This is a genomic window from Spirillospora sp. NPDC048824 (assembly GCF_043198455.1).
GTDB lineage: Bacteria > Actinomycetota > Actinomycetes > Streptosporangiales > Streptosporangiaceae > Spirillospora.
The window spans coordinates 1-1248 of sequence record NZ_JBICUS010000071.1; the positions used below are offsets into that span (position 1 = coordinate 1).

Annotated in this window: 1 protein-coding gene; it reads left to right on the forward strand. The window is 57.8% G+C overall.

Annotated features, from left to right (window positions below; genetic code table 11):
- Positions 1 to 224: 224 nt before the first annotated feature.
- Positions 225 to 947, forward strand: coding sequence for a hypothetical protein (locus ACGFIS_RS37555; protein ID WP_392974029.1), 723 nt, complete (start codon positions 225 to 227; stop codon positions 945 to 947).
- Positions 948 to 1248: the final 301 nt, after the last annotated feature.

Sequence of the window (1248 nt, forward strand, 5' to 3'; positions counted from 1 at the left end):
CTACGCCGGGTACGGCGTGTTCGTTTATCCAGGCCACACAGCCACAGCAGCCACCTCGCCGCCGGTCAACGACCCACGGGAACAGCAGAAGAGCCCAGAACCGAAGGCTGGGGGAAATGTCCCCACAATCCTCATCCGACCTATGTCAACTTCAAGGATTCAACCCTGCGTCCGCAAGTTGGGTACCACTGACCGGAGGTCTTGCAGGCTTCGTTTTCGCTGCCATGATCTTCATACTCAGTGCAGCCCCCGAAAAGGCGCGCACTGAGTACGGCGGTTACGTCCTCAAGCTACTTCTTGCCTCCTTCTTTAGCCTTGTTGTCACCTCTTACCTATTTTCAGTTCTATCTGGTGAACTGGTTTGCGCGCGCGCAGTGACGGCTCATGAGTTTCTTGGAAGCGCGATGGCAACGGCCGTGGTAACGATGATCGTTGCGTTGTCTTGGATGGTCCTGCCACACGATTCCCAGGGTGACACGGTTGTCAAATTCCTGCGATCACTAATCTATTTTTCATTGTTCTTGATTGCCGGGATGCTTCTCCTATCCTCGATCGCCTATGTAAATGGGATGGACCCCCAGGACGACCATGATACCCTCGCCGGTCTGATGGCGCTATTTACGTTGAGCGGCTTCATTGCCTTTGTGTGGATCTCACGCGTTTACCGCAAGAGGGCCACATCAGAGGCGACCTCGCCATGGAACCACAGGCGAAGTGTAAATTGGCTCGCTTGGGGTGCGCTTGCATATCTGGCCGTGGCATCAAGCGCTACCGCGATAACACTCTCCTTCCCACCTGCCTACTGGAAACCTGAACCTGCAGATTCAGTCGTGTACACCGTTGGCTGGTTGGCTCTGGTGCTGCCAATGATCGTGTTGGGAATATCGGTCGGGGCCATTGCGCGTCAGAGCTCACTGACGCCCAACACCAAGGCTTCCCGAAACTGATACGGCAGCTGTAATTTTGGTCCTGACCTGCTGTGATCATGGTGTGGTTTCGGCGTAGGTGTGCCAGGCGTGGTGACAGGTTCGGGCTCGTCGCTGGTGGCGTCGGCGCCATAGCGACCATGCGAGCCGGTGCCCGGAGTTGCGGGCGGGTGGGGGCACGAGGGTCCCTCGGATCAGCCGGAGCAGTTCGGGCACGGTGATGGGGATTGAGGGGCCCCGCGCTTTCCGGACAGCTGACTGATGGTGATCTGCGGGCAGATCTACGCTGCTTGCTCCCGGTCCAGGTACTCGGTGTGGACCT

What these genes read in the sequence shown, in the direction of transcription:
- ACGFIS_RS37555 (WP_392974029.1), top strand. Translation starts at nt 225, where the DNA reads ATGATCTTCATACTCAGTGCAGCCCCCGAAAAGGCGCGCACTGAGTAC.